This is a genomic window from Candidatus Acidulodesulfobacterium acidiphilum (assembly GCA_008534395.1).
Taxonomy (GTDB): Bacteria; SZUA-79; SZUA-79; order Acidulodesulfobacterales; family Acidulodesulfobacteraceae; genus Acidulodesulfobacterium_A; species Acidulodesulfobacterium_A acidiphilum.
Genome location: SHMQ01000013.1, coordinates 1 through 22,263, shown reverse-complemented (window position 1 = coordinate 22,263; position 22,263 = coordinate 1). Strand labels below are relative to the sequence as shown.

Here is a 22,263-nt window from a genome sequence, read left to right as displayed (position 1 = left end):
AAGTAATATTGAAATTAAGAGGTGAAAATTGGCTAAATACAAAGGACCTGTTTGTAAATTATGCAGGAGGGAAGGCGGAAAACTGTTTCTGAAAGGCGACAGATGTTTTTCGGATAAATGTTCATACGACAAAAGAGAATACGCGCCGGGCGAACATAAGGGTATAAGAAGAAAATTATCTGAATACGGCGAGCAGTTAAGAGAAAAACAGAAATTAAAGAGAACATACGGACTTATGGAAAAACAATTCAAAAAAACATATAAAACAGCCGAAAGAATGAAGGGAATTACCGGCGAAAATCTGCTTTCATTATTGGAAAGAAGGCTTGATAATGCCGTTTATACAATGGGATTTGCGGTTTCTAGAAAGTCGGCAAGACTTTTGATTACCCACGGGCATTTTTTAGTAAACGGGAAAAAGGTTAATATTCCGTCATACATATTAAGGCCAAGCGAAAAGATATCCGTTTCGGAAAACGGCAAAAAATTAGACGTTATAAAAAATTCCGTCGATTCGTCCGCGAGAAAAACGCGTCCGGAATATTACGAAGCGATTGCCGAAGAATTTAGCGGTAATTTAAAAAGCATTCCTTTAAGAGACGAAATTATATCTACGGCAAATGAAAAGCTTATAGTAGAGCTTTATTCTAAATAAGCTACAAATAAAATTTTTTGGAGGAAATATGAAAAAAAATTGGCTTTCCCTTATTAAGCCAAAGAAAATAGAATTCGATAAAGATACATATACTGACTATTACGGAAAAATGATTGTAGAGCCGCTGGAAAGAGGTTTTGGTACAACCATCGGGAATTCTTTAAGAAGAATACTTTTATCTTCTATAATCGGTTACAAAATAGTTGAAATTAAGATTGAAGGCATTTCCCATGAATTTTCGTCCGTACCCGGTATAGTGGAAGACGTTACCGAAATTATATTAAATTTAAAGGATATAGATTTTAATATGGATTCGGAAGAGCCGGAAACGGTATATATCGACGCGGACAAAGAAGGCGAAGTTTTTGCCTCCGATATCAAAACCCCGCACAATGTTCAGGTAGTAAACGGCGATAAAAAGATATTAACGATATCCAAAGGCGGTCGTTTTCAAGCACAAATGCTTGTTTCCGGCGGCAGAGGATACGTTCCCAGCGAATTAAATTCGCGAGAAGAAGCTCCGATAGGAACTATTTCTTTAGACGTATCTTTTTCGCCGGTTAAAAAAGTGACTATGGACGTTTCGTATGCCAGGGTCGGAGGAATTACAGATTACGATAAACTTATAATGGAAATATTTACGAACGGCTACATCACTCCCGAAGATGCTTTAAGGTCTGCCGCAACTATATTGCAGGACCAGATTTCCGTTTTTTCTTTATTCGGCGAGTTAGACCATATGCCTAATGAAAGAAAAATACTGCCGGAAACGGAAAAGATTAACGAGAGCAATTTAAACGAAAATCTTTTGAAATCCGTCGAAGAACTTGAACTGTCGGTAAGATCGGCAAACTGCCTTAAAAACGCCAATATAAAAACTATTGGCGAACTTGTGCAAAAAACAGAAGGAGAAATGCTCAGAACAAAAAATTTCGGCAGAAAATCTCTTAACGAAATCAAAGAAGTTTTGTCCACTATGGGCTTAGGTTTTGGTATGAAGGTTGATATTCCGGCTAATATTGCAAAGAAAGATAAATAATTATAAAATATATAAAAAATATATATAGAGGTTAAAATGCGTCACGGAAAAATAAAAACAAGATTAAACAGGACTTCTTCGCACAGAGCGGCTCTTTTAAGAAACATGGCTTCTTCTCTTATCGAATACGAGAGAATCGAGACTACACTGCCTAAAGCTAAAGTATTAAGAAGCTACGTAGAAAGGCTTATTACTTTGGGAAAATCCGATAACGTCGCGAGACGCAGATTGGCTTTTGCAAGATTAAGAAGCAAAAAAGCGACGACCAAACTTTTTAAAGACCTTGGACCTAGATTTATCGACAGGCCAGGAGGATACGTCAGAATAATAAAAACCGGTTACAGAGCCGGCGATGCCAGTCCTCTCGGCATAATAGAGTTTATTTCAAAAGACGATAAACAGTCGTAATTCTTTAAGATTAAAGATCCGCGCAAGATAATATCGAAAGGTTTATTTTATTTTGCGTAAGAATAATTTTAAAGAATTAAAATATGCTATAATAATCATATTATGTCTATTAAGCCGGTATTAAGCTACGACGATATTTTAAGAACTCCGGAATCATACAACGTAATTCCTATTATAAAAGAAATAAGCGGCGATATGGATACTCCGGTATCTATATTTTCCGCATTTAAAAAAGAAAGATATTCTTTTTTATTCGAAAGCACGGAAGGCGTAGGCAGGTGGGGAAGGTATTCATTTATTTGCCTAAATCCGGCGCTTACTTTTCGTTTATATAAAGAGGTGCTGAGTACGGATAATCTAACCGGCTTAGATATAAACTATCCTGAAAATATAAAATTAGACGATATAAAACAGGATATTTTCTCTTATATAAAAACAATCCTTTTAAAATTCAATATTTATAAAAATAATCTTATAGACGGTTTTATAGGCGGTTTGTTTGGTTATTTGGGATATGAAATAAGCGGACTTATCGAAAAACTCCCTCCAGATAAAAAAGACGTTACCGACGTTTACGACCTTTTTTTTATGCTGCCTAGGGATGTCATAGTATATGACGCTATAGAACAGTCTATAAAAATAATGTCGTTTATTTTTAAAGACGTCAAAAATATAGAAACACTTAAAAAAGAATATGAATCCGCTCTTTCAAGATTAAATTCTCTGTCCGATAAAATACAAAAAAGAGATGCCGGACAAAATGAATCAAACGGAAACGATAAATTAAATTTTGAAATTATCGACGAAATAGAGTACGAACAATTTAAAAATAAAGTTTTAGCGGCAAAAGAGTATATACTTCGCGGAGACATATTTCAGGTACAAATTTCAAGAAGAAAGAAAATAATAAATCCCCCTGCCCCTTTTCTTTTTTACAGGGCTCTCAGGATTGTAAATCCATCGCCTTACATGTTTTATCTAAAAATAGACGATTTCGTTATTACCGGCTCTTCACCCGAGAATTTAGTTAAATTGGAAGGAGACGCTATAGAGACGCGGCCTATAGCCGGCACTATAAAAAGAGGCGAAAACCCGGAAGAAGACGAATATTTTGCCGAAAAACTCCTTAAAGACCCTAAAGAGAGAGCCGAACACATAATGCTTGTCGATTTAAGCCGAAACGATATAGGCAGAGTTTCCGAAAAAGGCTCGGTGAAAATAGGCAACCTTATGTATATAGAAAAGTATTCCCATGTTCAGCATATAGTAACGAGCGTAGTTTCAAAGATTAAAAAAGGTATGGATGCATTCGACCTTATAAAGGCGACTTATCCTGCCGGAACTCTTACGGGCGCTCCCAAGGTAAGGGCAATGGAAATAATAAACGAATTAGAAGAATCGAAAAGAGGAATTTACGGCGGGGGAATAGGTTATTTCGGTTTTTTAGAAGAAGGTTTATGCAAAAGGATGGAATTCTGCATAACTATAAGAACCGCCCTATTTAAAAAAGATTCAGCTTACATACAGGCGGCAGGCGGTATAGTTTACGATTCAACCCCGGAAAACGAGTTTGCCGAGACCGAAAACAAATTAAAGCATTTAATAACTGCGTTAAAGATGGTTGAAAGGTTTAGCTGAATTATAAAAAAGGCGTAAAATTATCTGACATCTTTTTCAATACAGAATTAAAGGTTAAAGAATACTTTGACAACGGCATTATTTCGATATAATATATTAAAATGATACTAATAATAGATAATTACGATTCTTTTACGTACAATATAGTGCAGTATATAGGCGAACTAAACTACGATACCGTCGTATACAGAAACGACGCTATAGACGTTTCCGATATCGCAAAGATGAAGCCGGAAAAAATAGTTATTTCTCCGGGGCCTAAATCTCCGCAATATGCCGGAATTACAGTCGACGTTATTAAAAGTTTCTATAAAGAAATACCGATACTTGGAATATGCTTAGGCCATCAAGCCATAGGATATGCATTCGGCGGCGAAATAATACGCGCCGCAAACATAATGCACGGCAAAGTTTCCGCCATCGAACACGATTCTTCGATAATATACGGCGGAATACCAAGCCCTTTTGAAGCGACGAGGTATCATTCGCTTGTAATTAATAAAGAAAAAGTGCCTGAGGCTATAAAGGTTACCGCCATAAGTTTAGGCGATAACGAAATAATGGGGATAGAGGTAAAAGGTTATAAAGTATTCGGAGTTCAATTTCATCCCGAATCTATTCTAACCTCTCACGGCAAACAGTTAATAAATAATTTTTTATCTGTTTAAAAATGTAATATATTGAGATTTTATGGAAGAAAAGTTAATAAAAGAAATACTGCTTAGAGCGGCTTCCGGCTATTCTTTAGAAAGGGATGAATCTTACGAAATATTTAACGCAATATTAAAAGGCCTGCTTACGCAAGCGCAGATAGCATCGTTATTGACCTCTCTAAAAATAAAAGGCGAAACCGTCGAAGAAATTGCCGGAGCGGCAATCGCTATGAGAGAAAATGCCCTGTCGTCATCTGCGGGCATCGGCGAAGAATATAAAAAAAACTTGGTGGATACGTGCGGAACCGGAGGAGATTCCAAGAATACGTTTAACATTTCGACGTGTTCTGCTTTTATTGCGGCAGGCGCAGGCGTAAAGATTGCAAAGCACGGCAATTATGCGGTATCTTCTAAATCCGGCAGCGCGGACGTCCTTAAGGAACTTGGCGTTAATATATCTTTGGAAGCAGAACGGGTAATCGAGTCTATAGAGTATGCAAATATAGGTTTCTTATTTGCTCCTAAATTTCATTCCGCAATGAAATATGCGGCGCCGGTCAGGAAAGAATTGGGATTTAAAACGATTTTTAATATACTTGGCCCTCTTACGAATCCTTTTGGCGCAAAAAGACAGATAATGGGAGTATATTCCGGAGACCTGTCCGAAAAAGTTATAAAAGCGTTGAAGCTGTTAAACATTGATCAGGCATTCGTAGTTCACGGCAGAGACGGAATGGACGAAATAAGTCTGTCCTCGGTGACCGATATTTATAAATTAAACGATAAAGGGGAAGTTGAATATTTTGAATTTAACCCCGAAGAATACGGTTTTGAGTTGTTTAGCGAAGAACACTTTAAATCTTTATCTGTTGCCGAAAATTCAAAAATCTTATATGATATAATAACAGGCAAAAAAGGTCCTAAAACAGACATCGCAATTTTAAACGCAGGTTTTGCAATTATAGTTGCCGGTAAAGCTGATAATTTAAACGACGCTTTTAAAGAGGCGAGAAATTCTATAGAATCCGGCAGGGCGTTAAAGGCTTTGCAAAATCTTATAGAAGTAACTAATGCTTAAATAATAGAATATAAAAATATAACGATGATATTAGACGACATATTAAATGAAAAGAAGAAAGAAGTAGAAAAATTTAAGTCGTCCATAGACGAATCTGCTTATAAAAGCAAGGCATTAAATTTTTTTAACGGCAGAAGGAGTTTAAAAGACGCCTTAAAGCCAAGGTCTAACGGAGAGGCCGTTTCTTACCGGATTTGCAGTATTATAGCGGAGGTTAAAAAGGCATCTCCTTCAAAAGGACTTCTTTCGGCAAATTATAAACCCGAAGAGCTTGCATTGCTTTACGAGGAAGGAGGAGCAAGCGCTATCTCCGTTCTTACGGATAAAAAATTTTTTATGGGCAGTCCGTCCGATATTGCAAAAGTTCGGGATAAGGTAAGCCTTCCCGTTTTGAGAAAAGATTTTATTATAGACGAAATCCAGGTTTTTGAATCTAAATTAATCGGAGCGGACGCTATTTTATTGATTATTAAAGCGTTAAAAGAACCGGAATATAAAAAATTGCTTGCACTTGCAGACGAACTTTCGTTAGACGTCCTTACCGAAATATCGGACGAAGGCGAGTTGGAAATTGCTTATAAATATAATGCCGAAATTATAGGAATAAACAGCAGGGATTTAAGAACGTTTAAAACGGATTTATTTAAAACGGCTAATTTAGCCGAAAGAATACCTGTCGGAAAACTTATCGTAGCCGAAAGCGGAATTAACGGCAGGAACGATATCGAGATGCTTATGAAAAGAGGAGTAAACTCCTTTCTTGTCGGCGAAGCGCTGGTTGTTTCCTCAAATGCCGCCGAAACGTTAAAAAATTTTCTGTCGCCGTATTCCTTGGATAACGATTATATCCAGTAAACGAACATTATGGATTACGGGAATTATGGCTGATATTCCAAGCGTTAAAATATGCGGATTGACTAATGCGGCGGATGCCCGCCAAGCATTAAGGCTGGGGGCGGACGCTATAGGTTTTATTTTTTACGATAAATCGCCGAGATACATACGGCCTGAAGATGCTAAATTTTTAATAGAAGACCTCAGGCTGAGCGAAAATGCCGTAAAAAAATTTTTATCGGCACAAAGAAATGTTATAGTTGCGGGAGTTTTTGTTAACGAAGACCCTTTGAAACTAAGAAAAATTATTAAAGATGCCGATATAGACCTGGTTCAGCTGTCCGGAAACGAGCCGGTAGAATATATAGAAAAGCTCGGCATAGACAAAAAATTTATAATAAAAGCCGTGCACGTTAAAACTAAAGACGATGTCGATAAAATTTTATTATATAAAAAAGCCGGCGTTAGCGTTCTGATAGATGCTTCCGCAGACGGCGGCAAGTTCGGCGGAACGGGCATAAGGGTAAGTACGGATTTACTTAACGGTTTAAATATGAACGATATAATTTTAGCAGGCGGAATAGACGAAACAAACGTGGAAAGCATAGTTAAGTCAGTTAAGCCATACGGTTTGGATCTTTCTTCAAAAATAGAATCTTTTCCCGGCAAAAAGAATATAGATAAGATGAGTTTATTTTTTCAAAACCTCAGGAGGGTGGCGGATGAAATTGCCTGACGACAACGGTCACTTCGGCGAATACGGCGGAAGATATATTTCCGAAACTTTAATGCCTGCCGTAATAGAACTTGAAAAATTTTATAAAAAGATAAGAAACGATAAAGAATTTATTAAAGATTTTAAATATTACCTGAAAAATTATGTAGGAAGACCGAGCCCTCTTTATTTTGCAGAGAGACTATCCAAGGTTTACGACGCCGAAATATTTCTTAAGCGCGAAGATCTAAACCATACCGGAGCGCATAAAATCAACAATACTATCGGACAGGCTCTGCTTGCCGTAAGAATGGGCAAAAAGCGTATTATAGCCGAAACCGGAGCGGGACAGCACGGCGTCGCTACTGCGACTGTTTGTGCGTTATTCGGCTTAGACTGCGAAGTTTTTATGGGGAAAAAAGACGTGGAAAGGCAAAAACAGAACGTTTTCAGGATGGAGCTTCTCGGCGCAAAAGTAAATTCCGTAGAGGCGGGCTCGCAGACTTTAAAAGACGCTATGAACGAAGCTATCAGAGACTGGATAACCAATATTCAAACGACCTATTATATGATAGGGACGGTTGCCGGACCCCATCCTTATCCTTTAATAGTAAGGGATTTTCAATCGGTCATCGGCAAAGAAGTATTAAAACAATTAAAGAAACTCCCCGACATTTTAATAGCCTGCGTCGGCGGAGGAAGCAACGCTATAGGGTTGTTCTATCCGTTTTTAAAATATGACGGGATTAAAATTTATGCGGTAGAAGCCGGAGGCTATGGAATAGAAACCGGAATGCACGCCGCTTCTATTACCGGAGGAAAGCCGGGAGTACTTCACGGAAATAAAACTTATCTTCTTCAGGACGAATACGGCAGAATTAAAGATGCCCATTCGATTGCCGCAGGATTAGATTATCCGGGTATAGGTCCGGAACACAGCTATTTCGCAGACGAAAAAAGGATTATTTTCGACAGCGTTACCGATGAAGAGGCGGTTAAAGCTTTTCAAAAACTTTGCAAACTTGAAGGTATTATTCCTGCTTTAGAAAGTTCTCATGCAATAGCATATTTAGAAAAAATAAAAAAAGAAATAAAAGGTAAAACCGTAGTAATAAATCTTTCCGGCAGAGGCGATAAAGATATGCATACTATTTCGGAGTATCTTTCGGCGACTAAATTTGGTAAAGTCAAAAGCGGTGCGGAGGACGAGCATAATTAAAATGCGGAACGATATAAATTTCAAACATAATAATAAAATAGACGTCGTATTTAAAAAACTGAAAGAAGAAAAAAAGAAAGCTTTTATACCTTTTATATCAATAGGCGATCCCGATATTGAAACGTCTTTAGATATAGCTAAAACTTTAGCCGAAAATGGAGCCGACATAATAGAACTAGGTTTTCCGTTTTCCGACCCTATGGCAGACGGCAAGGTAATACAGCGGTCGTACGAAAGAGCGTTGAAGAATAAAATTGCTATGGAAGATGCATTCAATTTTATAAAACGCTTAAAAGATTTTAAGGACATTCCGGTAATTTTGTTTACATACTATAATCCGGTTTTCGTAATGGGCGAAAAATTTGCGGAAGGAGCCGAAGAAGCCGGCGTAGAAGGCGTTCTTGTAGTGGATTTGCCGCCGGAAGAGTGCGGAGAATTTACTAAATATATAGAAGATAGAAATATATATCAGATTTTTCTGCTTGCGCCTACTACCGATAAGGACAGAATGCGTCTAGTTCTGTCATATGCGAAAGGCTTCGTATATTACGTCAGCGTAACCGGCGTTACGGGAGCTAGAAAAAATCTTCCGGAAACCGTCAAGTCAAATGTTAAAGAGATTAAAAAAATAACAGCTCTTCCCGTCGGAGTGGGTTTCGGCATATCTTCGAAGGAGCAGGCAAAAGATATCGCAAAACATTCCGATGCAATAATAATAGGTTCGCGCATAATTCAGTTTATAGAAGACAATATTAACGATAAAGAGCTTATATTAAAGAAAATAGCGGAATTTTCGAAGGATATAAGGTCGGTTTTATAATCTATGCTTTTATTTAAATCAAAAAACGGTAAAAAAGAACAAAGTAAGCCTGGCAAGGTGTCCGAGGGTTTATGGATTAAATGTCCAAGCTGCAGCGAAATTATATATAAAAAAGAGTTGGAAAGAAATCTTGAGGTATGTCCCAAATGCAACTATCATTTCAGGATAGAAGCCGAAAAAAGAATAAAAATGATATTCGACGAGGGCAGTTTTCAGGAATTATTCGACGATATCAAGCCTCAAGACCTTCTTAATTTCGTAGATACAAAAAAATATAAAGAAAGACTTAAGGAAGATACCGAAAAAACCGGCCTTTCGGATGCGGTTGTTTCGGGCATCGGTAAAATACTAGGAATATCCGTTGCCGCTTCGGTGTTTGATTTTAATTTTATGGGCGGTTCTATGGGAAGAGTCGCGGGCGAAAAAATTGCAAGGACGTTTCGGTATGCCATAGAAAACAAGTTTCCCGTAATAATATTTACTTCTTCCGGCGGAGCAAGAATGCAGGAAGGCATTTATTCTCTTATGCAGATGTCTAAAACGGTGGCTTTAGTTTCCGAATTTAACAGGACGGGCATGCCTTATATTTCCGTTCTTACCGACCCTACCACCGGCGGCGTATCGGCAAGTTTTGCGACTATAGGAGACGTTATTATAGCCGAGCCTAAAGCTTTAATAGGATTTGCAGGGCCCAGGGTTATAGAAAAAACTATACATCAAAGCCTTCCGGAAGGGTTTCAAAGGTCGGAGTACCTTCTGGAACACGGCATGATAGACATGATAGTCGAAAGAAAAAACTTGCGTGAAGTCTTAAAAAAATTGTTGACGCTTCTCATAAATGAATAGCTTATACAAGGTTAACGGGTTAAACGATTTTTTTATGGATTTCGGATTGGAAAGAATCGAAGCGTTAATGAATTTTGCCGGCAACCCGCAAAATAAGCTCAAAATAATACATGTAGCCGGAACTAACGGGAAAGGTTCTACCTGCAGGTTTTTATATTATATTTTAAAAGAACACGGTTTAAAAACCGGTTTATATACCTCTCCCCATCTGGATAATTTTAACGAAAGAATAATAGTCGGCGAAGATACGATTAGCGATTCGGATGTTGCAAGGCTTAGTAGTTTTTTTGATGAAATAACGAATAAAGAAAATATTTTTAAAAACATAGGCAAGCCTACTTTTTTCGAGCTTACCACGGCAATATGTTTTAAATATTTTTTTGAAAAAAAAGTAGAAGTTGCAGTAATAGAAACCGGTCTTGGAGGCAGATTAGACGCAACCAACATAATTAAAAAGCCGTTAGTTTCCGTTATTACGAATATATCGGCGGATCATAAAGATATACTAGGCAATTCGCTTAAAAAAATTGCGCTCGAAAAAGCCGGAATTATAAAAAAAAATTCGATAGCCGTTTGCGGAGAAAAAAATAAAAAAATAAGACAAATTATACAATATTACGCTTTAGGCGTAAATTCTTTGTTTTTTTCGTCCGATACCGTAAAATTAATCAAAAAAAGTTTTTTTTTCGAGTATAAAGGGTTAAATATAGATATAAAAAATATAAAAAATCCTAATTTTGCTTTATATCAGAACGACAATCTTAAATTGGCTGTTTTAGCGGCCGAAATTATTTCTAAATATTATTCTAAGGCTCTTAAATTTAATTTAAACGAAGGATTATTAAAGAGTGCCGTTCTTAAATTTAAAAATGAAGGCCGTTTTGAGATAATAAAATATAAAAATAACGATATTATTTTAGACGGAGCGCATAATCCCGACGGAATTAAAAAACTTATCGCTTCTTTAAAGAAAATTTTTCCGAATAATAATTTCGTGACTATTTTTGCCGTTATGAAAGACAAAGACTACAACATGATTTTAAAAAGGCTTTCGACGCTCGGCGGAAAAATTATATTTACCGGATTGCGCAACAACGAAAGAGCGCTTAAAATTAAAGAATTAAAAAAAATTTCCTTAGACAATAAATATTTTAAAGATATATTTCTTTCCAGCGGCATAAAAGAATCTCTTGAAACCGCATTAAAAATTAAGAGCGCGGACGATATTATATTGATATGCGGTTCTCTTTATTTGATAGGGGAATTTAAAAAATTGACGAAAGGCTCGATAAATAAATGAAAAAAACAGTATTTTGCTTATACTTTTTTATTGCGTTTTTTATAATAGTTTTTGTTTTAAGCGTTAATAATTCCAATGCTCTTAATAGCAAAGCCGTTCCTATTTACATAAAGTCCGATAAGGTAGTTTATAATAAACATAATCATACATATACTTTTACCGGCGACGTTATAATAACGAGAAAAAAATTTATTCTCAAAGCCGAAAAAGTAGTCTATTATTTTAAAACCGGTTACGCCGTCGCCGTCGGGCGCGTCGTAGTAAATTCAAAGGGAACGGTTACTAAGGCCAAAAAAATAAAGGTTTATTTAAAAAGCCGCATAGGAACTACTTATAATACCCATATACATTACATCGACAAAAATATTTACGTTTACGGCAAAAAAATTTATCATAAAGGAAAAGGTTTTTATCAGGTCAAAGACGGATATTTAACTTCCTGTAAAATGCATCCGCCTTCATGGAAACTTTATTCTTCCTTTTGCGATATTTACGAAGGCAGTTATGCTTATTCTTATAATTCTATATTTTATATCCATAACGTTCCTATCCTCTATTTTCCTTTTATGGTTACGCCTATTAAAACCAAAAAATCTTCGGGGCTTTTAATACCTACCGCCGGATACAGCTCTCTTACTGGTTATCAGGCAGGAGAAGGTTATTATTTCGACTTGGGACGTTCGCAGGATTTAACCTACGAACTTAATTATTACAGCTATTTAGGATACGGCAACTCTTTAAAATACAGATACAGCCTAAATCCATACTCGCACGGTTCTATTTACGGTTTTTATATGCACGAGAACGACGACCAAAAAAGCCTTTCTAAGTCCCCAAGCTTAACGCGCTATCTGCTGTTTTCGCATAATATAGATTTTTTCGGTAAACTTGCGGTTAAGACTAATCTTAACATTCCTTCCGATAATGCGTTTTATTCAGATTTTTCTACAAGCGTTTATCAGATGACGAAAAACAGGCTGTCTTCTAATTTTTCCGCTACTTACGATTTTCAAAGTTATTCGGCGAGAATGAATTTCCTGAGGCTCGATAACCTGTTTATTCCAAACTACGCTACGGTGAACGAGTATCCTGCTTTTTCTTTAGACGGACAGTCCGAACTCGGTAAATTTTTTAATAATCCTTTATATTTCAATCTGCATTCTTCTTTTGACGTCTTCAGGAGTCCGGCATACTTAAACGATGAAAGGTTGGATGTTTACCCTTCGGTTTATATGCCTTTAAATATAATAAAAGGAGTTCATATAACGCCGAGGATAGGAGTGAGGGATACAGGCTATTTTAATATAACGGACGGCTATAACGACGTTTCTTCGACTGACAAGAACAGACAGATTTATTATGCTTCTATAGACGACAATACTACCCTGTTTAATAATTACTTGACTTCTCCTAAAAACAACGCAGGTTATTTAGCTTTTTTAACTCCTTATTTAAATTATAATCTTGTAAAGCCTGTTAATCAGTCGGGTCTTCCGTTAATCGACCAGACGGATTATATTCCAAAGGAAAGCGCATTTAAATACGGATTAAATTTTAATTTAGAAGGTTATAACGATAAAGGCATAAGCAATTTGCTGAGATTAAGTTTATACCAGTACCATTCTATTTCGGGAAATTTTATTAATCCGGTTAATTATTTTAATTACGATAATGCAAATTCCGATATTATAACGAGAATTAAAGTACATCCGATTTCCAATCTGTATTTTTTCGGCAACGCCAGTTACGACGATTATAATTATATATTTCACGATTATAATATAAACTCGCAAATTACCGATTTTAGAAAAGATTCTTTCGGCATAGGCTACACCGAAATAAACGACGTCCAGGGGTATATATCGGCTTTAAATATGTTTAATTCGACTAACGCAAATCTTTTTCCGCAGACGACGTCCGCTATAACCGACCTGAACACTTTGTCTTATGCCAGTTTATCGGCTAATTTAAATATAATCGGCGGTTTCAGCGTTAATACGACGGAAAATATAGATTTGACTGTTCATAAAGATATATCTAATTCAATAGGCGTCTTATATCAAACCGGATGTATAGGTTTTATTGCAAATTATATGAATCTGCCGTATTTTCATCAATGGGCTTTTTCTTTCGGTTTAATTTTAAGGGGAATAGGCACATACGGTTTCGGCAATATGATTTCGCCCGGAGCGGCTAATTCAGGTTTATCTATGAGCGGCCCGGGATTCAGCAATAGTTTTTAAAAATTTACGAAAGGAGGTAAGATAAATTTTATGAAGAAGACGTATCTGGTAACGGGGGGGTTCGGTTTTATAGGGGCTAATTTTATACGTTATATTTTGGATAATCGAAAAGACGTAGATATTATAAACATAGACAGCATAACCTATGCCGCAAATCCGGAAAATCTTGCAGGTTATACCGAAAATTACAGGTTTTATAAAACTGATATTGCCGACAAGCAGACTTTGTCCAAAATTTTTAACGAAAATAAAATAGACTTCGTAATAAATTTTGCGGCTGAATCCCACGTCGACAGGTCTATTCTGGAACCTTCTATTTTTACAAGGACTAACGTCGAAGGAACGTTAAATCTTCTTGAGTTGTCTATGAAACATAAAGTAGAAAAATTTTTGCAAATTTCTACCGACGAAGTTTACGGATCGTTAGGAGACGCCGGAAAATTTACCGAAGAAACTCCTTTGTCGCCGAGAAGCCCTTATTCCGCTTCAAAAGCCGCCGCAGATATGCTTGTCATGTCGTTTTTTCACACTTATAATATGCCGGTTTTAATTACGCGTTGTTCTAATAATTACGGGCCGTATCAGTTTCCTGAAAAATTAATACCCTTAACAATAATAAACGCTCTAAACGATAAAGAAATTCCTCTTTACGGCGACGGTAAAAACGTAAGAGACTGGATACACGTTTTAGACCACGTGAAAGGAATATGCTTAGTCTTAGAAAAAGGGGATTTTGGAGAAGTTTATAATATAGGCGGCAATGCCGAAACTAAAAATATAGATATAATTATATATATACTCGATAAACTCAATAAACCGCATTCTTTAATAAAATACGTCAAAGACAGATTAGGGCACGACAGAAGATATGCTATGGATTTTTCAAAAATAAATAAAAATATGGGTTTTTTGCCGGAGTATTTTCTCGAAAAAGGTCTTGACGATACAATAGACTGGTATGTAAACAACGAAAACTGGTGGCGTAAAATATTATCCGGCGATTATAAAGAATATTATAAAAAAATGTATGAAAACAGATGAGGTTTGATTATGCTTAAAATTGCCCTTATTGGTTCGACCGGCATGCTCGGTATCGACGTAAATGCCGCCCTAAAAGGCGTTAACTTTTTAATCAAAAATTTTAACTCAAAAAATTTGGATATTGCAAATTCGGAAGCGGTTAATTCAGCCGTCGAAAGTTTCAAGCCGGATTATATCGTTAATTGCGCGGCTTATACTAACGTGGACGGAGCCGAAGCTGATAAAGAGCTGGCGGACGCCGTTAATAACGTCGGTGTGCAAAACTTAGCCGATGCGGCTTTAAACACCGGCGCCAGAATAATTCATATCAGCACCGATTATGTTTTTGACGGTTCAAAAAGAACGCCTTATAATGAAGACGACGTGACTAACCCGATAAACGAATACGGCTCGTCTAAGCTGAGAGGGGAGGAATCTTTAAAAAATTCCGGCGCAAGCTATATAATACTGCGTACTTCCTGGCTTTACGGAAAAAACGGGAAAAATTTCGTAAATACTATTCTAAAATTAGCCGACAGCCAGAAAAAAATAGAAGTCGTAGACGACCAGTTCGGCAGCCCGACGTACACTAAAGACATAGCCTATGCAATATCCGAAATAATTATAAAGGATAACTCGAAAAACGAAATATATCATTTGACTAATTCAAGCGACGGACATACGACGTGGTATAAGTTTGCCCTTGAAATAGTAAATGTTTTTAAAAGGACAAACTGCGAGATCATTCCCGTAAGTTCCGATAAATCGGCAAGAGCGGCGAAAAGACCAGTTTACAGCGTGCTTGATAACGCCAAGATTAAGGAAGATTACGGAATTGAATTAAGGTCGTGGAAAGACGCTTTAAAAAAATATTGCAACGACATAGGATACTTTATTGTTTGAAAAATAGAAATTAAGATATATAATATATATAATAAAAGCAGTAAATTTAGGCCATTTTGTGGCGGTGCCGGAATTAAATTATGACGCCGCATAAATATAATTTTATAACTATTTTAAAGCGCTTTCTTAATAATAGTGAAAGCGCTTTAATTTTTTAAAAAATAAATGTCATAAAATTAATGGGTAAAACTTTTTTGTCTAAAATAAGAAGCAGGTTTCTTGCTGGTTTAACTGTGGTCATTCCGGGAGCTTTGACTATTTTTATAATAGTCTGGCTGTTAAAGGAAATAAACCTTATTTTTAATCCGTTTTCCGTTTTTCTCGAAAATTATATTCATATTTATATACCGGACATAGGGTTAATACTTTTGCTTATTTTAATTTTAGCTTCCGGTTATCTTATTACGAATTTAGCGGGAAGGTCTATTATAAACTTTTACGAAAACGTAATGTTAAAAATTCCGGTAGTAAATTTACTTTATAAATCTACGAAACAGTGGGTAGATATTTTTTCTCCCGGCAAGAGTTCATTTAAAAAATTCGTTTTGGTAAAATATAACGACGATAAATTTATATACGGCTTTTTAACTTCCGCTACCGGAATAAAAACCGGAGGCAAAGACGAATATGCGGTAGTATATATACCTACTAACCATTTATATATTGGAATGAATATTATAGCAAAAAAAGAAGACGTGATAGATACCGGATTAAAAGTAGAACAGGGTATCCAGATAGTTCTTTCGGCCGGAATAGCTTTTCCCGATAGCTTATAAAAATTTTGACGAAAAATGCATAACAGATTCTTTATCGAAGAAAAAATAGAAGCAGACGGCAAAATTTCGGGAAAAAAAATAGTTTTAGAGTCTATAATTTCGCATATTAAAGCCTTTAGGAAACAAGCCGGTTCAAAAATTTTGCTTTACGACGGCGCAGGATCTGTATTTTCCGCAGAAATTATAGCAATAGGCAAAAGAAGCGTAACGTTAGAACTCTTGTCGGTAGATAGGTATACGGAAGACGGACATAAAATAAACATTTTTTTGCCTTTGATTACTTCACATATTATGGATCAGCTAATAGCCAGGATTTGCGAGCTTGAAATATGCGCCGTGATTCCCGTTATAACCGAAAGGTCGATAACTTTAAAAAACAGGAAAGAGATAAGCTCAAAGATGTCTAAATGGGATAAGATTTCTAAAGGCGCCATGATAATTGCGGGAAAAAATTTTTCTACGGAGATAAAAGAACCGGAAACATTAGAAGACGCATTTAAAGCGACCGAAAATTACGGCGTCAAACTTATAGCTGCTCCTCAGGCAGACTTGTATCTTAAAAAATATTTAGAATCTTTTGATTTTAGCAAAAAAGATATTTCTATGGGAATTTTCATAGGCCCCGAAGGCGATTTTTCGGTATCCGAGTTAGAACTTTCCAAAAAATACGGATTGACGCAGGTTAAGTTGACCGATTACATCATGAGTACTTTTACCGCTTCTATTTATTCGGTTTCCAATTTAATATGCTACTCGTATTAAAAATTTTAGTATATTATGCATCTTAAATATATAGAGCTTTTCGGTTTTAAAACATTTCCCGATAAAATAAGAATACCTTTCGATAAAGGTATAAACGTAATAGTCGGTCCTAACGGATGCGGAAAAACCAATATCGTCGATGCCGTAAGATTTATTCTCGGAGAGCAGAACCTCAAAGAATTAAGATTGAAAAGCATGAACGATATAATATTCCACGGCTCAAACATAAGAAACGGTTCATCCGTCGCTTTGTGCAGGGGCGTTTTTGAAAACAGCGCAGGCGGAAGTTTTAAATATAAAGATTTTTCGGAAATAATGGTTGAACGCAGGCATTTTAAAAACAAAGAAACCGAGTATAAAATAAACGGGATTTCCGTTCCGTACAGAGAATATTTAGATTTTTTTAACGAAAGCGGTTTATCGAAACATTATTCCATAATAGATTCCTATAAAATTAACTCTTTGCTAAATTTTAAGCCGGCAGAATTACGTTTATTTTTTGAAGAAGCTTCCGGAATTACCAAATATAAAATCCAGAAAAAATCGGCTTCTAAAAAACTTGAGGCCGCCGTCAATAATCTTTTAAGAATAGGCGATCTGCTGGGCGAAGTCGAAAGCCGTCTCGAAGATTTGGAGAAATCGGCTAAAAAATTAGAAGAATACCGGCTCGCCGAAACCGAAAAAAACCGTTATGAATACGTATTGTACTTCAGGTCGAAAAATAAAATAATTTCCGATATAGAAAAGTATAAGTCCGAGCTTGAAATTTATTCGGCTCAGCTTGCGGAAGCGGGCGCGCGCATCGCTTCTTTATTAGACATGCTAACCGATGCTAAAACTTCGTTTGACGATATAGAAAAAACTTATAAAACAGCGGCAAACGAAAAAAACAGTCGCTTGATAGAACTTGCAAAGCTTGGTTCCGATATAGAATATTTAGAAATAAAAATTAAAGATATGGAATCAGAAATAACAAAAAAAACCAAAGAAGCGGACGAGCAGGACGAATCACGCAAAAGAAACGCCGAAAAATTGACGGGGTTGAAGGAAAAACTTTTGAACGACGAATCTAATTTCAAAAACCTTAACGAAAAATTAAATATAACGGCAAAATCTCTTTCCGAAAAAAAAGAGTTTATGCTGAAAGCCAAAGGTATCCTTGCGGATATCGAAGACGAGATTTTAGATATCATCGAAAAATCGCAAAACGGAAAAAACAAAATTATTTTTATAGATAAAAATATTAAAAACATAGAAGCAAAAATTATAGAAACGCAAAATAACGCAGATAAAATTTCCGCAGAATTAAAAGATGCGGAAGTTTCTTTTAGCCAAAAAAACTTGGATTTAAAAGATAACGAACTGTCCGCCGAAACCGTTAAAAAGAGATATTCGGATAACGAAGCCGAACTTATAAGGTTAGACAAAGAATTCAATGAATATTTCTCCCAAAAAAACGCTTTAGAAAAAGAGCTTATAAAAGTTAATGTTGAAATAACTAAACTTAAAGAGTTTATCGGAAACAGGGAAGGATTTTCCGAAGGCGTCAAAGATTTTCTTAAATCAAAAAAAGACTACGAGACATTCCCTTTATACGACGCGATAGAAATCGAACCCGGTTTTGAAAATGCGGCGGCGGCGAGTTTCGGAGATGCCGTGGAAACGGTTATATTAGATAATATCGGCTACGCAAGGAAGGCGATAGAATACATTAACGCCGATAAAAGAGGAAAAATTAAAATTTTTATTCCGGGAAAAAATAAAAATAAAAACGATTCCGAAAACGGCGGCTTAGAATGCGAAGTTTGCAGAGAGTTAAACCTTGTTCCGATAAAAGAAAAAATTAAATTAAATTATAAAAATATATCGTTTGAGGATATAGGTAAAGATTTTTATTACTGCGAAGACAAAAATAAAATTTTAGACTATATAGAGCGCAATAATTTTTTTCCTGAAGTTAATATAATAACGGATGACGGGTCGATATTTACGTCGGACGGTTTTATATCGGCAGGAAAAGATAAAGACGACGACGGAGCAAATCTTTTTATAAATAAGAATAAACTGTCCGAATATTCCGCATTAGAATCGGTGAAAAAAGAGGAACTTAAATCGATAGAAACCTCTTTGGCTTCCGTTCAGTCCAAAATTAAAGAACATAAGGAAAATAAAGAAAAGATAAGCGGCAAAATCAGGGCTTTGGAAATGGCGAGGTTTGCTATCGAAAGCGACCTGAAGCATATTAAAAACATAGTCGAAAAATCAAAAGAAAGATACAATATATTAATAAGAGAATCTGCAAACTTAGAAAAAGAAAAACAGAACGAATACGGGGAAAAAGAGGAATTGCAGGACGAAATAATTTTATTGGAAAGCGAGTATAAATTAAAAAATGCCGCAAAAAATGAAGAAGAGCAAAAATTAGCGGCTGCGGAAAAAGATATTGAAAAAATCAAAGAGGAAGAAACTGCTTTAAGGATAGAGATTAACTCGGCGGGACAGAATATTAATTTTTTAAAAAAACAGATAAAAGACTTGGAATACAACCTGTCGAATTACGATAAAAGGATTAACTCATTGCGCGAACAGAACGAAAAATATGCTCGCGAGATTAATGCCGCATCGGAAGATTTGTCCGCAAAAAGAAAAAACATCGAGGCTCTTAATTTATCGGTTAAAGAAGCCGACATTCTTATTAAAGAGTCCGAAGCTAAATTAGAATCTTTAAAAGAAAAGATTTCGGCAGCCGAAAAGGATATTGAAAGAGCAAACGAACGCAAGTCTGATATAGAAAAAAAACAGAACTCTTTGCAGGCTTATATAAATATTAATAACGAAAAACTTGCCGAAATAGATTCAAATAGTGCCGCAGTCCGTTTAGCCGGCGGACTTTCCGAAGAAGATAAAATTTTTATAGACGGCATAGCCGATTTAAGCGATAATAATATTAAAAAAAATATAGAACAACTTTCGGTAAAAATTCTAGAAATAGGCAACGTAAATATGAATGCCGCCGAAGAATACAAAACGGCGCTGGAACGTTTCGATTTTCTTGGAAAACAGAAAAAAGACTTAGAAAACTCAATCGAAACGCTCAACGGTATTATTAAAAAATTGGATGCAGTGTCCAAAGAAAAATTTAAATCAAGCATGAGCGATATAAGGCAAAAATTTAAAGAGCTTTTCGTTTTTTTGTTTGGAGGCGGAAACGCAGATATATTAAGCGTAGTTTCTAAGGTTTCGGAAGAAATAGAATTTGAAGCGAGCCAAAAACCCGAATTAAATGAAAAAGAAGCGGATGCCGAAGAAACTCAGGGAATGGAAATAAACGTCCAGATACCGGGAAAGAAATTTACCGGAATTAATATTTTATCTCAGGGCGAAAGGGTTCTGGTAGCCGTAAGCCTTTTATTCGCTATTTTTTTAACGAAAAAAACTCCGTTCTGCGTTATAGACGAGGTCGATGCTCCGTTAGATTTTGCCAACAACGCAAGGTATAATAAATTAATTGAGGAAATATCTAACTATTCCCAGATAATTATGATAACGCATAATAAAAAAACTATGGAAGTCGGTAAAAACATTTTCGGCGTAACCTCTAAACATCCGGGTATTTCCGGAATAGTGTCGGTTGCTATGAATTAAGCCGTTAAGCGCGATATTTAAGAAAATATAAAACAAGATAAACGGGAGGCGACATAATGAAAATATTCGAAAAATTTAAAAATTTAGGTGAAAGCCTTAAAAAAACTAAGCAGGAACTATCGAATAAGATAAGTTCTATTTTCGGCGCCGGCAAAATTGATGCCGCCGATATCGAAAAAATAGAAGAAGCGCTGGTTTTGTCGGATATTTCATATAAAACTGCCGTAGAATTAATAGAAAGCGTTAAAAAAAGACTTGCAAAAAATAAAGACTTGACTACCGATATTATAAAACAGGCATTAAAAGACGAAGTAGGGGATAAAATATCCGTTGAATTTCCGGAAATTAAAGACGGAAACGACAAAAATATTTTTATAATAGTCGGCGTTAACGGAGTAGGAAAAACGACGACCGTGGGAAAGCTCGGCAAGTATTACGCAGACAGGGGCAAAAAAGTTATTATAGCGGCGTGCGATACTTTCAGGGCTGCGGGAAAGGAGCAGATAGAGGTCTGGGGGCAGAGAACGGGAATAGAAGTCGTGTCCGGCAAGGAAAATCAAGACCCGGCGTCCGTAGCCCACGACGCCGTCCAGAAATTTAAAGAACAAGATTATAATATTTTGCTTATAGATACCGCAGGAAGGCTTCATAACAAAAAACATCTGATGGAAGAACTAGCCAAAATCAAAAGAGTAATATCAAAATCTTACGGCAGCGAACCGGACGAAATTTTTATAGTTATAGATGCAGGTTTAGGGCAAAATTCTTTGGTGCAGGTAGAACAGTTTAAGGAAATAGTAAATATTACCGGAGTTATAGTTACGAAATTGGACGGTTCCGCAAAAGCCGGCATTATAATAGACATAATAAGCAGGATGAACTTGCCGGTAAGATTTATAGGAACGGGAGAATCTCCCGATGACATATCGGAATTTTCCCCCGAAATCTTTAAGGATAATCTGCTTTAACGGTCTATTCATTACCGCAGATGCATTTTATTTAATCTCAATTTTTTTCGGCGACAAAGCCTTACTCTTTTTCAGGGTAACTTCAAGCACACCGTTTTTAAGTTCGGCATTCGCGTTTTCTTTGTCTACTTCCGACGGAAGGTCTATTATTCTGTAAAAAGAACCGTACTGAATCTCCTGCCGGTAGAAATTTTCTTTTTTTTCTTCCTTTTCCTGTTTGTGTTCGCCCTTTATCGTCAGCTGGTCGCCGTTAACCTCTATTACTATATTTTCTTTAGGTATTCCCGGAACTTGCGCTTTTACGATAATATTTTCGTCTTGCTCGACGACGTCCACGGCAGGCTCTATATAACCGGCCGTATTTCTAACCGCAGGACTAAAAAAGTCAAAAAAGCTTTTTTCAATCTCATTCCTAATAGGATAAAAAGGGTCAAATTTAACAAGTTTTTTCATAATTCAAACCTCCTTATTCTTTGATATTTGAATATTTTTACTTCCTGTTTAAAATATACCATAAATTTTTTTTTTTTCAAGTTTCTTAAAGAAAAAGTCAACTATATTATTTAATTCCTGAACCATTTGTTAAATCTGCATTTCAGGACTTATTGGTATTTATCCAATAAGTCCTTTTTTTGTTTTTATCTATTTTATTTTGTTATAATTTTAGTTTTATTTTTTATATCGCCGCTGAATTTATAATTTAATCATGCATAAGCTTTATTCAAAGATTCGTCGTAATAC

Annotated in this window: 20 protein-coding genes; 19 read left to right on the top strand and 1 reads right to left on the bottom strand. The window is 36.0% G+C overall.

The window, feature by feature from the left end:
• Nucleotides 1–28 precede the first annotated feature (28 nt).
• The 19 genes from EVJ48_05605 to ftsY all read left to right on the top strand — a co-directional run bounded on the left by EVJ48_05605 (nt 29) and on the right by ftsY (nt 21,522).
• On the top strand, nt 29–655 hold the full coding sequence (locus tag EVJ48_05605) for a 30S ribosomal protein S4 (protein ID RZV38970.1): 627 nt from the start codon (nt 29–31) through the stop codon (nt 653–655).
• Between the two features lie 28 nt (nt 656–683).
• Nucleotides 684–1,694, top strand: a complete 1,011-nt coding sequence (locus EVJ48_05600; protein ID RZV38969.1) for a DNA-directed RNA polymerase subunit alpha — start codon at nt 684–686, stop codon at nt 1,692–1,694.
• A 36-nt stretch (nt 1,695–1,730) separates the two neighbouring features.
• Nucleotides 1,731–2,102, top strand: a complete 372-nt coding sequence (gene rplQ / locus EVJ48_05595) for a 50S ribosomal protein L17 (GenBank protein RZV38968.1) — start codon at nt 1,731–1,733, stop codon at nt 2,100–2,102.
• Nucleotides 2,103–2,204: 102 nt separating this feature from the next.
• Nucleotides 2,205–3,740: an anthranilate synthase component I family protein gene (locus EVJ48_05590; protein RZV38967.1), complete on the top strand. Its 1,536-nt coding sequence runs from the start codon at nt 2,205–2,207 to the stop codon at nt 3,738–3,740.
• Between the two features lie 101 nt (nt 3,741–3,841).
• On the top strand, nt 3,842–4,408 hold the full coding sequence (locus tag EVJ48_05585; protein ID RZV38966.1) for an aminodeoxychorismate/anthranilate synthase component II: 567 nt from the start codon (nt 3,842–3,844) through the stop codon (nt 4,406–4,408).
• A 22-nt stretch (nt 4,409–4,430) separates the two neighbouring features.
• On the top strand, nt 4,431–5,471 hold the full coding sequence (gene trpD, locus EVJ48_05580; GenBank protein ID RZV38965.1) for an anthranilate phosphoribosyltransferase: 1,041 nt from the start codon (nt 4,431–4,433) through the stop codon (nt 5,469–5,471).
• A gap of 24 nt (nt 5,472–5,495) precedes the next feature.
• Nucleotides 5,496–6,326, top strand: a complete 831-nt coding sequence (trpC, locus tag EVJ48_05575; GenBank protein RZV38964.1) for an indole-3-glycerol phosphate synthase TrpC — start codon at nt 5,496–5,498, stop codon at nt 6,324–6,326.
• Between the two features lie 25 nt (nt 6,327–6,351).
• Entirely contained in the window at nt 6,352–7,041 is a 690-nt protein-coding gene (locus tag EVJ48_05570; protein ID RZV38963.1) for a phosphoribosylanthranilate isomerase, read from the top strand.
• On the top strand, nt 7,028–8,239 hold the full coding sequence (gene trpB, locus EVJ48_05565) for a tryptophan synthase subunit beta (GenBank protein RZV38962.1): 1,212 nt from the start codon (nt 7,028–7,030) through the stop codon (nt 8,237–8,239). Before EVJ48_05570 ends, trpB begins: the two co-directional genes overlap by 14 nt.
• 1 nt (nt 8,240) lies before the next feature.
• Nucleotides 8,241–9,059, top strand: coding sequence for a tryptophan synthase subunit alpha (locus EVJ48_05560; protein RZV38961.1), 819 nt, complete (start codon nt 8,241–8,243; stop codon nt 9,057–9,059).
• A gap of 3 nt (nt 9,060–9,062) precedes the next feature.
• Nucleotides 9,063–9,905 carry an acetyl-CoA carboxylase carboxyltransferase subunit beta gene (locus EVJ48_05555; GenBank protein ID RZV38960.1) on the top strand — a complete coding sequence of 281 codons (843 nt, stop codon included), beginning with the start codon at nt 9,063–9,065 and terminating at the stop codon, nt 9,903–9,905.
• Nucleotides 9,898–11,205 (top strand): bifunctional folylpolyglutamate synthase/dihydrofolate synthase, encoded by a 1,308-nt coding sequence (locus tag EVJ48_05550; GenBank protein RZV38959.1) that lies wholly within the window; start codon nt 9,898–9,900, stop codon nt 11,203–11,205. Before EVJ48_05555 ends, EVJ48_05550 begins: the two co-directional genes overlap by 8 nt.
• Nucleotides 11,202–13,448, top strand: a complete 2,247-nt coding sequence (locus EVJ48_05545) for an LPS-assembly protein LptD (protein ID RZV38958.1) — start codon at nt 11,202–11,204, stop codon at nt 13,446–13,448. Before EVJ48_05550 ends, EVJ48_05545 begins: the two co-directional genes overlap by 4 nt.
• Before the next feature lie 30 nt (nt 13,449–13,478).
• Nucleotides 13,479–14,489 carry a dTDP-glucose 4,6-dehydratase gene (gene rfbB, locus EVJ48_05540; protein RZV38957.1) on the top strand — a complete coding sequence of 337 codons (1,011 nt, stop codon included), beginning with the start codon at nt 13,479–13,481 and terminating at the stop codon, nt 14,487–14,489.
• A gap of 9 nt (nt 14,490–14,498) precedes the next feature.
• Nucleotides 14,499–15,371: a dTDP-4-dehydrorhamnose reductase gene (gene rfbD, locus EVJ48_05535; GenBank protein RZV38956.1), complete on the top strand. Its 873-nt coding sequence runs from the start codon at nt 14,499–14,501 to the stop codon at nt 15,369–15,371.
• A gap of 179 nt (nt 15,372–15,550) precedes the next feature.
• Nucleotides 15,551–16,147 (top strand): DUF502 domain-containing protein, encoded by a 597-nt coding sequence (locus EVJ48_05530; GenBank protein RZV38955.1) that lies wholly within the window; start codon nt 15,551–15,553, stop codon nt 16,145–16,147.
• Between the two features lie 15 nt (nt 16,148–16,162).
• Nucleotides 16,163–16,909 (top strand): RsmE family RNA methyltransferase, encoded by a 747-nt coding sequence (locus tag EVJ48_05525; protein RZV38954.1) that lies wholly within the window; start codon nt 16,163–16,165, stop codon nt 16,907–16,909.
• A gap of 15 nt (nt 16,910–16,924) precedes the next feature.
• A complete protein-coding gene (gene smc / locus EVJ48_05520; protein RZV38953.1) occupies nt 16,925–20,554 on the top strand; it encodes a chromosome segregation protein SMC in 3,630 nt (1,209 codons plus the stop codon).
• A 56-nt stretch (nt 20,555–20,610) separates the two neighbouring features.
• The gene (gene ftsY / locus EVJ48_05515; GenBank protein ID RZV38952.1) at nt 20,611–21,522 is read left to right on the top strand and encodes a signal recognition particle-docking protein FtsY; all 912 of its coding nucleotides are present in this window, start codon (nt 20,611–20,613) and stop codon (nt 21,520–21,522) included.
• 27 nt (nt 21,523–21,549) lie between these two features.
• Here the strand turns inward: ftsY and EVJ48_05510 are convergent, their stop codons facing one another.
• Complete coding sequence (locus tag EVJ48_05510; protein RZV38951.1) at nt 21,550–21,975, bottom strand: Hsp20/alpha crystallin family protein; 426 nt, start codon at nt 21,973–21,975, stop codon at nt 21,550–21,552.
• Nucleotides 21,976–22,263: the final 288 nt, after the last annotated feature.

Coding starts and splice junctions, on each gene's coding strand:
- EVJ48_05600 (RZV38969.1), top strand. CDS start 684: ATGAAAAAAAATTGGCTTTCCCTTATTAAGCCAAAGAAAATAGAATTC.
- rplQ (RZV38968.1), top strand. CDS start 1,731: ATGCGTCACGGAAAAATAAAAACAAGATTAAACAGGACTTCTTCGCAC.
- EVJ48_05590 (RZV38967.1), top strand. CDS start 2,205: ATGTCTATTAAGCCGGTATTAAGCTACGACGATATTTTAAGAACTCCG.
- EVJ48_05585 (RZV38966.1), top strand. CDS start 3,842: ATGATACTAATAATAGATAATTACGATTCTTTTACGTACAATATAGTG.
- trpD (RZV38965.1), top strand. CDS start 4,431: ATGGAAGAAAAGTTAATAAAAGAAATACTGCTTAGAGCGGCTTCCGGC.
- trpC (RZV38964.1), top strand. CDS start 5,496: ATGATATTAGACGACATATTAAATGAAAAGAAGAAAGAAGTAGAAAAA.
- EVJ48_05570 (RZV38963.1), top strand. CDS start 6,352: ATGGCTGATATTCCAAGCGTTAAAATATGCGGATTGACTAATGCGGCG.
- trpB (RZV38962.1), top strand. CDS start 7,028: ATGAAATTGCCTGACGACAACGGTCACTTCGGCGAATACGGCGGAAGA.
- EVJ48_05560 (RZV38961.1), top strand. CDS start 8,241: ATGCGGAACGATATAAATTTCAAACATAATAATAAAATAGACGTCGTA.
- EVJ48_05555 (RZV38960.1), top strand. CDS start 9,063: ATGCTTTTATTTAAATCAAAAAACGGTAAAAAAGAACAAAGTAAGCCT.
- EVJ48_05550 (RZV38959.1), top strand. CDS start 9,898: ATGAATAGCTTATACAAGGTTAACGGGTTAAACGATTTTTTTATGGAT.
- EVJ48_05545 (RZV38958.1), top strand. CDS start 11,202: ATGAAAAAAACAGTATTTTGCTTATACTTTTTTATTGCGTTTTTTATA.
- rfbB (RZV38957.1), top strand. CDS start 13,479: ATGAAGAAGACGTATCTGGTAACGGGGGGGTTCGGTTTTATAGGGGCT.
- rfbD (RZV38956.1), top strand. CDS start 14,499: ATGCTTAAAATTGCCCTTATTGGTTCGACCGGCATGCTCGGTATCGAC.
- EVJ48_05530 (RZV38955.1), top strand. CDS start 15,551: ATGGGTAAAACTTTTTTGTCTAAAATAAGAAGCAGGTTTCTTGCTGGT.
- EVJ48_05525 (RZV38954.1), top strand. CDS start 16,163: ATGCATAACAGATTCTTTATCGAAGAAAAAATAGAAGCAGACGGCAAA.
- smc (RZV38953.1), top strand. CDS start 16,925: ATGCATCTTAAATATATAGAGCTTTTCGGTTTTAAAACATTTCCCGAT.
- ftsY (RZV38952.1), top strand. CDS start 20,611: ATGAAAATATTCGAAAAATTTAAAAATTTAGGTGAAAGCCTTAAAAAA.
- EVJ48_05510 (RZV38951.1), bottom strand. CDS start 21,975: ATGAAAAAACTTGTTAAATTTGACCCTTTTTATCCTATTAGGAATGAG.